General features: G+C 45.9%; 12 protein-coding genes. 2 read left to right on the forward strand and 10 right to left on the reverse strand.

Going from position 1 to position 13,993, the window contains the following annotated elements; all coding sequences use genetic code 11:
* Window positions 1-71: 71 nt before the first annotated feature.
* The 8 genes from ACUN27_RS20110 to ACUN27_RS20145 form a co-directional block, all read right to left on the reverse strand.
* Entirely contained in the window at window positions 72-305 is a 234-nt protein-coding gene (locus tag ACUN27_RS20110) for a hypothetical protein (protein ID WP_315949976.1), read from the reverse strand.
* A 266-nt stretch (window positions 306-571) separates the two neighbouring features.
* A complete protein-coding gene (locus tag ACUN27_RS20115) occupies window positions 572-1,354 on the reverse strand; it encodes a phytanoyl-CoA dioxygenase family protein (protein WP_315949975.1) in 783 nt (260 codons plus the stop codon).
* A gap of 30 nt (window positions 1,355-1,384) precedes the next feature.
* A complete protein-coding gene (locus tag ACUN27_RS20120) occupies window positions 1,385-2,587 on the reverse strand; it encodes a GntR family transcriptional regulator (protein ID WP_315949974.1) in 1,203 nt (400 codons plus the stop codon).
* The gene (locus ACUN27_RS20125) at window positions 2,553-3,770 is read right to left on the reverse strand and encodes a trans-sulfuration enzyme family protein (protein WP_445559506.1); all 1,218 of its coding nucleotides are present in this window, start codon (window positions 3,768-3,770) and stop codon (window positions 2,553-2,555) included. The genes ACUN27_RS20120 and ACUN27_RS20125 overlap by 35 nt, the downstream gene beginning before the upstream one ends.
* On the reverse strand, window positions 3,770-4,600 hold the full coding sequence (locus ACUN27_RS20130) for a carbohydrate ABC transporter permease (RefSeq protein ID WP_315949972.1): 831 nt from the start codon (window positions 4,598-4,600) through the stop codon (window positions 3,770-3,772). The genes ACUN27_RS20125 and ACUN27_RS20130 overlap by 1 nt, the downstream gene beginning before the upstream one ends.
* Window positions 4,600-5,481, reverse strand: a complete 882-nt coding sequence (locus ACUN27_RS20135; protein WP_445559507.1) for a carbohydrate ABC transporter permease — start codon at window positions 5,479-5,481, stop codon at window positions 4,600-4,602. Before ACUN27_RS20135 ends, ACUN27_RS20130 begins: the two co-directional genes overlap by 1 nt.
* Window positions 5,482-5,548: 67 nt before the next feature.
* Window positions 5,549-6,919: an ABC transporter substrate-binding protein gene (locus tag ACUN27_RS20140; RefSeq protein WP_315949970.1), complete on the reverse strand. Its 1,371-nt coding sequence runs from the start codon at window positions 6,917-6,919 to the stop codon at window positions 5,549-5,551.
* Between the two features lie 138 nt (window positions 6,920-7,057).
* Window positions 7,058-8,095, reverse strand: a complete 1,038-nt coding sequence (locus ACUN27_RS20145; protein WP_445559508.1) for a glycoside hydrolase family protein — start codon at window positions 8,093-8,095, stop codon at window positions 7,058-7,060.
* A 125-nt stretch (window positions 8,096-8,220) separates the two neighbouring features.
* Between ACUN27_RS20145 and ACUN27_RS20150 the strand changes: the two genes are divergently transcribed.
* On the forward strand, window positions 8,221-9,111 hold the full coding sequence (locus ACUN27_RS20150; RefSeq protein ID WP_445559509.1) for an AraC family transcriptional regulator: 891 nt from the start codon (window positions 8,221-8,223) through the stop codon (window positions 9,109-9,111).
* 17 nt (window positions 9,112-9,128) lie between these two features.
* Here the strand turns inward: ACUN27_RS20150 and ACUN27_RS20155 are convergent, their stop codons facing one another.
* A complete protein-coding gene (locus ACUN27_RS20155; RefSeq protein WP_445559510.1) occupies window positions 9,129-10,988 on the reverse strand; it encodes an alpha-L-fucosidase in 1,860 nt (619 codons plus the stop codon).
* A 229-nt stretch (window positions 10,989-11,217) separates the two neighbouring features.
* Here ACUN27_RS20155 and ACUN27_RS20160 point away from each other — a divergent pair, with 229 nt between their 5' ends.
* The gene (locus ACUN27_RS20160; RefSeq protein WP_315949966.1) at window positions 11,218-11,643 is read left to right on the forward strand and encodes a hypothetical protein; all 426 of its coding nucleotides are present in this window, start codon (window positions 11,218-11,220) and stop codon (window positions 11,641-11,643) included.
* A gap of 273 nt (window positions 11,644-11,916) precedes the next feature.
* Here the strand turns inward: ACUN27_RS20160 and ACUN27_RS20165 are convergent, their stop codons facing one another.
* Window positions 11,917-13,839, reverse strand: a complete 1,923-nt coding sequence (locus tag ACUN27_RS20165) for a hypothetical protein (protein ID WP_445559511.1) — start codon at window positions 13,837-13,839, stop codon at window positions 11,917-11,919.
* Window positions 13,840-13,993: the final 154 nt, after the last annotated feature.

The raw sequence follows: 13,993 nt of genomic DNA on the forward strand, positions 1-13,993 counted from the left end.
CATCTAGTTTTATAACAGTCTATATAATTTAACTTCGTAATCTTCAAACGTTGACTCTATGATCTTCTCTACTACAGACCACTCACCATAAGCAAGGCCCAGCCAATATTATGAGGAAGAGCAACAGGTAAACGATTTGTCATTGCAATATGCATTAATTCAACTATGGCCTTCTGAAATGCTTCATAATCAGTATATCTCACATTTGATCTTCCATAATTCAATTGTGAGTATATATCAGCTATCTGTTTGCTATTTGATTGCCACACCATCTGACATTCACCTAGTAACCTTTCTGGATTCATTGCGTCACATTGCTCCCATAACGCCTCTACAATTAACCTGATGCGTCTTCAGAGCAACTCATTATATCTCCATCAATCACCCGAATACTCACGTTTTCACACCTCATTTTCCATAGAAAGAATGCTTTTATCCCCAATTTTATCAACTCTATTATACTATTCCCTTTATTTTCCTTACCTCAAATATAACACAACCAATTACCGATCGTAAAAAGCCCAAGATGAACGTCCATCTTGGGCTCTTTTCATTATGTGCGTTACAGACATCATTCATTCTCAAATTGCACAGGATAGTTGGCTCCAAAAGGCGCGTCCGGTCTTTCGAATTCTCCCATGAGATAACGCCGCGTCGGTGTTGTGCGCGCTAGAAACTCCTGATTGTTCCCAAATCGATCGGAGCACCGTACCCACGGCGGGCTATAAATATAGTGCATCGTGTAACGGTCATAATCACCGTCGTGCGCATATGTGCGATGCCAAACTGCATTGTGAAAAAATAAGACTGACCCTGCTGGCGCACAGATAACATGGCCGATTGGCACGTCTTCCCTGTTCGATCGAATCGAGTCCGGCAGCTGAACCTGGCTTCGATGGCTTCCCGGGATAAGCTCCATATTTCCGGTTCGCGGTACCATCTGATCCGTCAGTAAAAAGGAAGCGCGCAGCTGAAGCAGGGGAATCGGATAGCCAAGCTTACGAAAGTCGTAAGCGCCCGATCCGTCTTGATGCCATCCGCCTACGCCACCGAAAGCTGGCTGTTTCGTACACCAGCCGGACTGCATAATAAACCGATCACCATAAAGCGCTCTGACTTTGGGCAGTATAGCCGGATGATCGATCAGTCGCTCTAAGGATATTTCAGTTTCATATCCTCTTCCCACCTGTGCCCAGCCGGTCGTGCCGGTTGATTGATGTAAACGAATGGAAGCTTCCAGACATTCATTGACTTCCTCTTGCGAGAGAACATTTGGAATCAAGAGATAGCCCCAAGATTCAAATGTGAACCGATCTAATTCCGTAAACTCTCCTGGACTCGAAATGGGATTCATACGATAACTCCTCCTTATCCTTTTCCACACTTAGACTTTCGCTGTTAACCGGCCTGTGGATTCCCCTTCTACTAAAGCTGATTTTACGATCCATTTGATGGGCTCATTCATCTTTTCTTTGTTATCTAGCTGTTGAAGCAGCAATTCAACCGATTTCGAACCTATTTCCTGCTCATGCTGGTCAATATGAGTGAACGTACGGTCATCCGTTAGCTCAGAATATGGATTGTCATAGGTAATAAGAGATAAATCATTCGGGACTTTCATCCCGAGATGTTTAACAAGTCCAGCCATAAATAAGCCCAACTTCATGTTCAATGTAATGTATGCGGTTGCCGTGCGATTTTTCATGAACAGATATAGCGGATGCTTTTCAATCAAATTAGTATCGTTTACCTGAAAATCAGTAACAATCAGCGCCGGATTAATCATCGAGCCTTTTTGTTTCAACGCTTCCATATACCCCCGAATCCGTTCGTCAACGGTCATAGTGCCAAGCGAAATATCAGAGCATATGGCAATATCTCGATGCCCCAGCTCCCATAGATGATTGACGGCCAACTGCGCGCTCACCATATTATCCGAGCAGACACAATGCGTTTCAAACCCTGGCAGGAAACGGTCCACCAGCACGAACGGGAATTTGTTCATTTTCAAAATCAAAATTTCTTCATTGTACGTTTCTGCATCAATCGGAAAAATGATAAGCCCTGCCGCCCCGTTATGAATCAATTCCTGAATGGCTTCCTTCTCCCGCTCCTGATTATTGTGCGAAAGGATAATGGATAAGTAGTAACCGGTGTCTTCCAGAGCGGTCTGAATTCCCCTGATTAGTCGGATGGCAAAAAAATCTTCCAAAAAAGGAAGAACTAATCCGATCATTTTGCGCGTAGATGAAGGTCGGCCTGATTCCGTTGTTTGCTTGCCAGAAGCTGATGGATGGTTCTTGGAATCGTTGTCCAAATTCTTATCCGAATTCCCTCCATACTCCGAGCTGACAAAGCTGCCTCTCCCTGGTATGCGGTAGATCCATCCATCTTTCGCGAGCTGCGTTAGCGCATTAGACACCGTCATTCGGCTAACCTTGAATTGCTCCATCAACTGCTTTTCCGTCGGGAATTTGCTATTTACTTCCAGCTCTCCGGAGAGGATCATTTGTTTAAAATGCTCTTGAATTTGCAAATAAAGCGGCTGTCGCTCATCCCTTTTGATTGATTCCCGGATTCTGCTCATATAGCTCCTCCTCAGAAGGGCTCTGTTCGACACATCGCCAGGCTTGATCCAAATCTTGAATTAAATCTTCAGGGTCTTCTGCACCGATGTACAGTCGAACAAGCGTACCTATTTGCGGATCCTTAGCATTCAATGCATGAAAGGCGTTCACATTGATCAAACTTTCGAATCCACCCCAGCTGGCTCCAATCCTGAAAAAGTGCATGTGATCCGCCCAGGCTCTGAGCTTGTCGACGGATTCCCGAGATTCGAAGGAAAATAAGCTGCCGGTGCCCGACATCTGCGTTTTTGCCAGTTCATACTGAGGATGATTCGGCAATCCGGGATGATTTATTTTCGCGACATAACGCTGTCTGCTCACGTATTCCGCAACTTTAAGCCCACTTGATTCATGACGCTGCATCCGTAATGGCAGTGTTCGGAGCCCACGTGTTACCAACCCCGCTGTTTGTGGGGTCATGACGCCGCCGAATAACATGTATTCGTTAGACATTAGCGGGTCCATCAACCGCTTGGAACCAACGACGACACCTCCTAAGCAATCACTATGACCGGAAATATACTTCGTTATGGAATGAACGACGAGACCGACCCCCAGTGTGAGCGGATTTTGGAAACAAGGCGTCGCCCAAGAATTGTCGAGAATCGTTTCCGCTCCAATAGAGGCCGCCAAATCCGTACAACCGCGGATGTCCTGCAGCTGAAAAAACATACTCGTCGGACTCTCCAAATACAGCAACCTTGTATTTGACCTTACGGCGTTTTTCCAATGATCTAGGTTGCTGCCATCGACAAAAGTGGTTTCAACACCGAATTTTTGCAGATAATTGCCTAGAAATTCTCTTGTCGGGCCATATGCTTGATGAGAACAAATCACATGATCGCCCGACCCTACGATCGACATAATCGCTGCCGAAATGGCCGCCATTCCGGATGCAAAGCATTTTGCCCTTTCTCCCTGCTCTAACTGGGCAAGCTTGTCTTCCAGGAATCGCACAGTTGGATTATTGCCTCTTGAATACACGAAATTTTCTTGTTCATTCACTCTTGCCATATTAAATTGTTCATACGTATCGAACGAAAATAAACTTGTCTGGTAAATCGGAACATTGATGGAGCCGTGATGGTGGTCATCATGTTCATCATGCGCCACGATCGAGAATTTTTTTTCATTAATCGTCATCAGCCTTTCACCGCCCCTTGGGTTAGTCCCTCCACGATAAATCGCTGTGCGAGAGCGAACAACAAAATAGTCGGAAGTACAGATAACACGGTTCCAGCGGACATGGAACCCCAATCGACATTAAATTTGAGAATAAACGAATTCATCGCTACCGGCAGTGTTTTCAGCGATTCATTATCAATGAACATAACGGCCAAGAAAAGCTCATTCCAGTTCTGCACGAAAGCGAAGATGAACATGGAGGAGATTCCCGGCATCATAATCGGAATGATGACTCGCATTAACGCAGACAACTGGGAACAACCGTCAATCATCGCCGCTTCCTCCAAATTGGACGGAATGCGTTGGAAGAAGCCCCGCAGCATAATCGTGGAAAAAGGAATCAGAATGACCGTGTACATTAAAACTAATGAGATGCGTTGATTCAGCAAATGCATATTTGACATCATCATATAAAGTGGAGCCAATGAAATAAAACCTGGCAGCATTTGCGTAATGAAGAAACCGAGCATAATTTGCCTATGCCCCCGAAACCGGAATCGCGCCAGCACATAAGCACTGCATATCGCAATCACGATAACAATCAGCGCAGAAGTAATGGAGACAAGCAGGCTATTGGCGATATACACGTTGAATTTGGACACTTTGAAAATGTTAATGTAATTTTGGAAGGTGAATTGCTCAGGCCAATAATGAATCGGATAACTGAAAATTTCCTTCTGTGGTTTCAATGAGGTAATGACGATCCAGTATAAGGGAAAAACCATCAGGACGAAGTAAAAAGAGAGAAAGACAACCTTCGTGAGCCGATACCAGAATTTCCGTTTCATCAAAAGTCACCTACCTTCTCAGACTTCGTTACCATCAAGTAAAATACGGTGTACAAGAACAGCATCACAATCATGATGACGCCAACAGCCGAAGCTGCGCCATAATCCCCGTCATAGATGATTTTGTTAAGCATTAAGGAAGACAGAATGTGTGTGGCGCCTCCCGGCCCTCCATTCGTCATGCCATAAATGAGCGTTGGATCGTTGAATATCCAGATAACCCGCAGCAACGTCGTAGCAATAATGGTTGGCATAATATACGGAATTGTTACATCTAGGAGCTTGCGATAGCTGTTAGCACCATCAATGCTCGCCGCCTCATAGAGCTCAGAAGGGATAGATTGTAGCGCAGCTAGCAGCATGATCGTGAAGAAAGCGATGCCGTACCATACATTTGCGATAATCACAGAGGACATCGCCCACTTAGGATCCGACAAGAAACCAATTCGGTCTTCAATAAGGCCTAGCCGCAGCAAGAGGTCATTAGCGACACCGATTTGTGAGTTAAATAGCCATTTCCAAATAAGACCAATGAGAAAACCGGATAATGCCCATGGATAAAAAATAAACCCCTGATATACCCCTCGTCCCCAAAATTTCTTATTTAAAAACAGCGCCAGGATGAACCCCAGAAGAAATTGTAAAATTAACGAAAAGAACACCCAGTACAAGCTGTTTTTCAACGCTGCAAGAAATTGATGATCGCGGAACGCATCCACAAAGTTTTGTATACCGACAAAATGCACCTGCTTCAGATTGAATAGCTTGTAATCTTGAAAAGCCATTACAACCCCCTTCAGAAAGGGGTAATAAGTAAAAATAGCGACTAGCAGCAGTGCGGGCAGCAAGCTGGAGAGTATGAATTTTTGCCGAGCACTCACGTCGAACACCTCCCCGGTAAGACAGCAGCGGCAGGCGATGAGCGCCCGCCGCTTGCTGCTTCATTCCTTATTTTTTCATACCTGCCTGCTGCTCCAGCCAAAATTTATCCCATTCCTTCAGAAGGTCGTCAGCGGATTTTTTATCCAGCAAATAGGATTGCTGCCCTTTCATGCTCAGCTCTCCCCAGCTTCCATTACCTGGATATTTAAATGGCGGCGTATAGCTAATAAAAGTATCCGCTTTTGCGGTCATATCCAGGAGCGTTTTATACGGCCCTGTTTGAAAGAACGTATCCGCCGTCGCCGACGTATGGATCGGAATCGTGCCGATTTGTTTAGAGAATTCCGTATTTTCTTTCGGACTTGAGAGGTAGGAGATCAGTTTCCATGCTTCATTCTTATTTTTGGAATTTGCGGTGATCCCCCAACCTGCAGCTCCAGTACTAACTAATGATTTGCCATTAGGTCCTAGAGGCATGGCTGCCGTCTCTAACGTTTTGGGATCCATTTTGTCCTGAAGAACTTTAATAACGTCAGGATCCTGCAGCAAAATCCCGGTTACGCCTGACGTAAAGGCTTGAACCTGGTCTTGGAAACCCCAGTTGATGGAGTCCGGCGGCGAGGCTTCTTTATAAAGCCTTTTATACAATTCTAGCGCTTGTTTGGCTTCGGGAGTCCCATAGATCGTCTTGCCATCCTTCGTAAATGGCGCATTGTCAAGATTCATGACTTTATCATTGTAATCATAGATCATATGATCAAAATTGCCATTCGCTCCCGGGCCACCCCGGAAGGAGAAGCCGTACCGATTTTGCTTCGGATCGGTCAATTTTTTAGCTGCATCCACCAGCTCATCCCACGTTTTCGGCACGGTTAATCCCTTGGCTTCAAACCAGTCTTTCCGATAAAACATTTGTCTTTGATACAGCGCATTAGCTACAAAGTAAAGTTTGCCACCCGTAGATCCTACAACTTTGGATGTACCGGAAAGTGTTTTACTATCCGCCCAGCTTGATGCATAGGAATCCAACGGCTCAAGATAGCCATTATTGACATATTCGGCTATGTTCAAATCCCTAACCTCTAGAATATCAAGGTCTTGCTTAGCGGCCAGCATCGTCCTGATCTTATTATCTGCTTGGTCGAAAGGCGGCGAAATAAGCTCAACCTTGATGTTCGGATTGTCCTTCTGAAACCGTCCAATCGCATCTTGAAGCAGCTTCGTGCGCTCCGGGCTTGTTAGACTTTCGATCATCTGAAGCGTCACTTGTTTAGCAGCGGGCTCCGTACTTTTCGGAGCGTCAGAAGAAGCTGGCGTACTTCCGCCAGGCGCGGGCGTAGTACTCGTACTTCCGCTTCCGCTGCACCCTGCCAAGCTCCCCAATAACATGACTCCGGCTAGCATAGTTGTCCATCCTTTTATTGCAGCTGCCCCCATATCTCACGGCCTCCCCAAATTTGTTATATTCAACTATATTGTCTTAATTCAATAGATATGTCTTACCTCTTCATGAAAATAAAGAAGCCAGCCTCTGATCATCAGAGACCGGCTAGTTCATTCACAATAGCTTGATCGTTATTCCGAGGCAATCGGCACCACCATGTTCCATGTATGAGATGCTTTGCTGAATCCTCCTGCTCCATCGGCTGTTGCTGCAAACAAATGCGTTGGTTTTCCATCTTGGAAAAGAATGAAAGGTCGCTCGAAACTGCCCATTACCGTCTCCGTACCGTCATCCCAACGAACTTTCCTGGAGTAAGCTTTAGGATTGTCAGATAAATTCCAGGTTAATCCATCTATGGAGTGAGCCTGAATACCTGCATGCAGCTCTCCGCATATGCGACCGTCCATATCTTTGGCGATAAGCTCATATCGCTCACCCGTATGCCAAATAAATGGATCTTCCAGATGAAATTTAGCAGGTGGAAATACAGGATCTTCACTGACTACGCGATAGGGACCTTCGAAATGGTCGGCGCGCGCTGCACCGATCATCATGTTCCCGTGTACATTTCCTTCGTATTGACGTGCTTTATAGATGAGCATGACGGAACCGTCCTCGTGAATACAAGGCGCAGGATTGGAAGTCAGGAAGCTGTCAAAATGCCCTGGTCTTGTCGGTAAAATCGGAGCATCCCTCCGCTCCCAAGGACCGAACACACTCGTAGAAGTAGCGATGCCTATACGCTTATTTGCGCGAGCAACAATACATCGCGGATCTGTAAGTCCGAATTCTTCTCCCGGCTGTACATCAGCCAGAGGATTCGTTGATCCCATATAATAAAGCACATAAGTATCCCCGTGTTTCGTTATATGTGGATTATGCGTGCTGCGGCCGTCCCAATATTCAGCACCGCGTGCAGGAAGCACAATCTCCTCGAACGCATAGGGCCCTTCCGGTGTATCGGAGACCGCTCGAACAACCTCTGAGTGAACAAGCCAGCCTGGATGCATCGGCAGATGTTTGGGCCACCGGGATGCAAACATGTGAAAGCGTCCATCCTCACCTTTTATCACAGAGCCGCACCACACCCAGTATCCTTCCATCCGAAATCCCCCGTTCTTTGGTGCAGGTTGCAATCTGTCGTACAAGTTTTTAGTTTGAATAGACATATAAATCCTCCTTTATTTTTTAAAGTGATCGTCTCAATTGACAGCCGTTAGCAAGCGGTTTATCCTAAGAAAAATGCGTAAAATGGCAGCGTTCTTGCGTTTTTCGCAGACTGAGGTGTGAACCAATGACGGAAATAACTTCTATCGTCTCGATCGAGCCATCCATTCGGGCAGCTCATTATCATGCCTATTCCGGCAGAGTAAAAGAGAAAAACCGATTTGGCTACAGCTTTGCTTTTCATTTGATTTATAAAGGATCTGGCTCTGTGCAGATGAACGGCAGAAGTTATCCTTTAAAGAAGGGCACGCTCGTTTTCATTCCTCCCGGCCTTAAACATACTTTTCACATGAATGAGTCGCAGCCGATTTCTTCCTATGATATGTATTGCGATTTTTTCACGAAAAAGAAGACGATTCAGCATCTGTATTTCGATCCTCAGCTTGATTTCGAACCCGGTCTTCTGACAGAAAGCAGACCATGCAAAGAGTTGGAGCAATTAACTGGGATCACGCAGCTAACCCGGTATCCAGAACTTATTCAAACCTTTATTCAGATCGTTCGCATGAATCGATTGGACATTCAATATAAAGCGGAGATCGTAAACAGCCTGCTTTACAGTTGGATTTTACAGTTAATCAATTTAAATTTGTCGGACAACATCCCTGATTACCGCATTCAAAAGATAATCGATCTCATGGAACAGTATCCCGGGATGAACCCGCCCTATGAGCAGTGGCTTGAAATGTGCCAATTAAAGAAATCCCAGTTCTATAGCATGTTCAAGAAAATGACCGGATTGACGCCAAAAGAGTGCTTCTTTCGAATTAAAATGCAGCGAGCCTATGCGACTATCCATGAAAGTAAACGCTCGATCACATCGATTGCGGAAGATCTGGGATTCTCCTCGGTTCATTATTTTTCACTGCAATTTTCCAAATACTTCGGCCTTCCTCCCTCTGAGCTTAGGAAGCAGACGAAGGTTGCAACGGTGTCCTATTCCAAGAAAGAATCCTGACATAAGGCGATGCAGCGTTAATTCCCAACATCCGTTGTATCAACTTCAACATAGGATTCTTTCTGTTCTTGACTTGTCGACAACGGAATGAACGTAATGGCATGAAGCCTCATGAGCTCGCTCCCTTCGATGGAGACAGGCATCATCAGGAGGTCATGCTCTCCTGCGGCAAGCGTCACTTCGTGCTCAATCTGCATGGGAGCAGCTGTCTCCAACGGTGCAATCTGACCCGGAATCCGCTGCTCACCCAGGCATATCGCATAGCTCCCTCCGTACGCAGGTCCAGGTGCGCTCATGCGGATCAGCAATTTATAGACACCCTGATGATTTAATCTCACACGCCACTTGACGAATTGGTGGATACTTGTCCATTTCCATACATAATCGTTGCCCTTCTTGCCGTCCCCGTAACCAATGCCTTTGCTCACTTCTGCATCAAAAGCTCTTAACGTAGTCGTCTGACTGCCGCTGATTAACCGTCCGGGGTGTACGGCAGGCTCCCCATCTACTTCAATGACCATAACTCGATGATACTTGTTACTTGCCTGCTCAGGCACAAGGATCTCCCAATCGTAGTAATTCAGTCTGCTGACAGCCAGATGTTCAGCCGATTCATCACAAGCTTTCTTGATATGGCTTTTCAAGCCGCCTAGCACCAATTTCCCTTCTTGTGGCCAATCAAAGACGTGAAGATACAGCAGATTGCCTCGCCTCGTAGACTCTCCCCAACTCTGGACGGCAAGCGGCGTTTTCTGGGAACCGTAGATGCTCGCCCCGTTCACAGCTAACCAAGAACCGATTCCTTGCAGGATCGTACGATCCTTCTCATCGATGAGTCCGTCGCCCTTTGGCCCCAGATTCATGAGAACATTACCTCCTCGCGCTGCTGACTTCGCCAACAATTGAACGAAGACCTCTGCCGGCTTGTGCGTATGATCATCAGCGGAATAGCCATACGATTCATTGGTCGTTGGAATTGTTTCCCAGTCACCTTCGCACGGAAAAATCTCTAACGCACGATCTGCCGTATTCACATAATCGGAGAAAGTGTCAAAACCGTATCCATGAGCAAGACGCCCATTGACAACAATGCGATCATCAGCCTCACGAATCGCCTTCAGAATTCTTAAATTTTCTGAAAGCGGCAATTTATGAGGTGTATCAAACCACAAAAGATCCGGCTCATATTTGTTAATTAACTCGACAATTTGCGGGATTGATTTCTGATCCACGTAATAGTCCGCGACCCTGGGTACTAGCTCCGGATGTTCGTTGAACCACAGCTTGCCCTTACCTTCGTATAAGCGGAGGTCGCCTCCCGGATTCGCATATTCCCAATCGTTGCCCGGAGCGTCCGGGTGCTCCCAGTCGAAGGCGTGTGAATAATAAAAACCAAACCGCAGGCCATGCCGTTTGCAGGCATCTTTCAGCTCTTGCAGCGGGTCCCGCTGGAATGGGGTCATCCGTATATCGAACGGATAGGCATCCGACGGATAGATCGCAAAGCCGTCATGATGCTTGGCCGTTATGACGACATACCGCATGCCTGCCGCTTTAAATAGCTGTACCCAAGCATCCGCATCAAATTGTTGCGGATTAAACTTCTCGATGCATTCCCTTTTGTATTCATCAAGACTGATTTTGTGAGCTCTCATTACGTGTTCGGCATAACCTCGCGACGGCTGGCCTTTCCATCTCCCCCCGGTTACCGAATATGCCCCCCAATGAATGAAACAACCGTAGCGTGCTTCGCGCCACCAAGAAATCCGCTCTTCTTTGTTCACTAACGAAGCAGGCCACCAACTTACAACTGCCTGTTCAACTGCCAATCGATCTCGCTCTTCTGGATCAAGGATCGTTTTACTAGATTTCGTCATCTTGATGTAGGTCCTCCAAGTAGTTTTCCTACATTATGCCGTCCGATAGCAGATTTGTATTTAGATGAATTTCCGTTTATTTAGATAAATTTCCAGTGTTTTAGGCTCATACTTTCGGGGAACATTGTTCATCATTAATGCCTACAATCCGACAACGCGTTTCGAGCGACATTTTATATACAATCTATTAATCTATTATTAATACTATGATTAAAAAGGAGGACCTGTCGTGGCACATAAAGTGATCAGTGATGAAGAACTATTGTTGCTGCTGTCTCCTATTTGCGATAATCAAGAAACGAACGTGTCTGAGAAGCCGAAACTATCTATGAAACTACTGTATGAACTTATTAAAAAGCTAAAACAAGAAAATGTGATCCTCTCAAATCGGATTGCTGAATATGAGCGCAGATTGGATATCCTGATGGAAAGCAAAGCCCAAGTCGCAAGCAGCGCGGAGATGACCGTCCTAATCGAACCGGCACGATCAACAGAAGTAAAGCATGAGCTTAGCTTATTGCTCTCCTCTAATGATTTAACACCGCGTTCTATGCGGCATCCCTCTCCAAAGAAAAAGTCGATATCGCTTTTATTCTTAAAAGCTTTAACCAAATTGTTCATTCGACGCCGCAGATTCCATCCTTTAAGACACTAAAAAGCCGTCTCCAAAGTAGCCTGTACGACTTTGGAGACGGCTTTTTAAGCCTTGATCTCAAGGAGCGGAACTGTGATCCTCTTTTTCTAAAGAATAAACTGATTTTACAAGTGAAAGGGAACTACGAGCCACTATTTCATCAATTTTACCCTCAAAGCAGGATAATGGCACAAATAGAGCCCTGTAGTTCCGCATCGACCTCAAATCTGCTTATTTTGTAGAAATAGCGGCCCATCGTTCCTCTATCATGCATGCACATCGAGCACATACATCCTATTTCTTAATTTCAAACACTGTCCCTACCGCCCCTTCAAATTTAACGAAGCCATCCTTATCCGAAACAATCAGCTCTAATCTTCCACCCTGTCGAGTTACAATCAAATCCAGCTCTCGCCCACATAGATGAACAGATCGAAGCGCCATATGATCCCAAGCATCCGGCAATCTGGGCTTACAGATAAAGCTGCTTAGCCCTGTAGGCTGAAGCCCGAAAATGCCCTCGGTCATAATGCGGCCATATAACGCGCTTTCCGCGGATAGATGCCTCTGATTGCCTTCCGGATACGCCTCAACAGCATATGGAACGTGATTTCCTAAGAGTCTCCGCCGCGAATACGAAAGCAAATAGGAGATCGCCTCCTCCGTTGCCCCTACGACAAATAACCCCCGTAAGGCATAAAGCGTAGAACGGTCCCAAAAAGTAGTGTCTCCAGCTTGTGTAACTAAACCGTCTTCTGACCATAGCCGTGGAGATAGCAAAGCTTGTATCGTTCCGGATTTGCGCTCCTCGATGCCCATAACTAACGGCGAACAAATCCATGATCGCAAGAGATCATTCCCGTCGTAATATCGATACGTGTCATAGCCTTCCACTACGGCACCGAAATATTGTTCAATAGCCTCATACAGTTCCTGAGCGGAGGAAACATATTGTTTGGCAATTGCCTCATCGCCAAGTTCTCGTGCTAAACGCGAACCATAAACATACGCGGCATAAGCCAAACAAGAGGTGGATAGATTCGCAGAACCGCTTGGAAAGCGCCCCTCCAACTCGTCGGAATCCGATGCGATTACGCCGTCCTTATTCTTTTGCTTTTCACAGAAGGTTAAACACCACATTATAGCTGGCCATAGTTCAGACGCAACAGCCCGATCACCTGAGCTAAGCGCAAAAAGCGCCGCTCCGTAAGCATACATCGCCGCATCGCCCCGGTCTCCCGCTCCTTCCCAGATATCACTGCCTTCTGCAATGATAGAGCTTGGAATCGGTTGATAGTCCGGTCCCATGAAAGCCGTATATAACCGCAGCGCATTACGTGTTGCTTCATTTCCAAGCGCATATCCCAGATAAGGGAAAAAGGGGCCGGCGTATTCCACTTGGTCATTGGTCCAGATAGCCGCATAATAACGTCCACCCCCAGGTCCATGCGTGGGTCCATTTTTCGTCTCAAAAATACTTTCCGCGGCTCTTACTTTCGCAAATGCAAACATTTGATTGAGAACCGGATCCGGCGTTTCTAAGCGTAAATTTTGATTCAATTGCTTAATCAAATTAGACCTCTGTTCCTTTTCCTGACGAACATCCGTCCTTACATCTTTTTCTTGCATATGCCTTGCACTAATGCGAAGACTGAAATGGCATGCCTCCTGTGGGCCGAGCCTATACTCGCTGGCAGCATCATGCGAAACTTCAATGAAATAAATGCCGGATACTCCTTTTACGGTTTTTCGCGACAAGGAAGAATTGATTTTAATAGAAACAGCTTGATCTGATGTATTCGTCACCACGAATTTCTCATAAACACTTTTCGAACTCGTTGAAGGAAAAAGGGTTCTCTCTATCCTTATCCCTTCATCCGCTTTACTTCGGATATACAGCAAACCATTGAATTGAAAGCATATCGGCTTTTCATTCACATTCGGATTTCCATTTATCCATAGAGTCGGCATCGAGGCCAGCTCAAAATCATGGATCAAGCTGCCGTGCGTATCATTTGGAATCGTCCTAAGGGTAGGCCAGACGACTTTGCGGGACAGAATCAGCTTTCCTTCTTGGTTGACACCGTAGCTGACAATAACGGACACTTTCTTGCCGCTCATTTCAAGATGATCTTCGTGAGCGTCTACGTGGTCTTGAGGTATGTTCCATTGGATACCATGATCTAGCAAACTCCATCTTTCCGGATGTTTAGACACTTTTTCCCCTCCTGGTAGAACCGTTGATATGGATGTCCATATTCTATGCGTATTCTTTCGGGTTAAGCATATGTCTAGTTTGCGAGTCATGTATACGTCATCCATGTTTGCACCATGCACCCATATTGGGAGAACATCGCAATATTATGAAATT

The sequence above is a fragment of the Paenibacillus sp. WC2504 genome (genome assembly GCF_052682475.1).

Coding starts and splice junctions, on each gene's coding strand:
- ACUN27_RS20130 (WP_315949972.1), bottom strand. CDS start 4,600: ATGAAACGGAAATTCTGGTATCGGCTCACGAAGGTTGTCTTTCTCTCT.
- ACUN27_RS20140 (WP_315949970.1), bottom strand. CDS start 6,919: ATGGGGGCAGCTGCAATAAAAGGATGGACAACTATGCTAGCCGGAGTC.
- ACUN27_RS20125 (WP_445559506.1), bottom strand. CDS start 3,770: ATGACGATTAATGAAAAAAAATTCTCGATCGTGGCGCATGATGAACAT.
- ACUN27_RS20120 (WP_315949974.1), bottom strand. CDS start 2,587: ATGAGCAGAATCCGGGAATCAATCAAAAGGGATGAGCGACAGCCGCTT.
- ACUN27_RS20145 (WP_445559508.1), bottom strand. CDS start 8,095: ATGTCTATTCAAACTAAAAACTTGTACGACAGATTGCAACCTGCACCA.
- ACUN27_RS20110 (WP_315949976.1), bottom strand. CDS start 305: ATGAATCCAGAAAGGTTACTAGGTGAATGTCAGATGGTGTGGCAATCA.
- ACUN27_RS20115 (WP_315949975.1), bottom strand. CDS start 1,354: ATGAATCCCATTTCGAGTCCAGGAGAGTTTACGGAATTAGATCGGTTC.
- ACUN27_RS20155 (WP_445559510.1), bottom strand. CDS start 10,988: ATGACGAAATCTAGTAAAACGATCCTTGATCCAGAAGAGCGAGATCGA.
- ACUN27_RS20150 (WP_445559509.1), top strand. CDS start 8,221: ATGACGGAAATAACTTCTATCGTCTCGATCGAGCCATCCATTCGGGCA.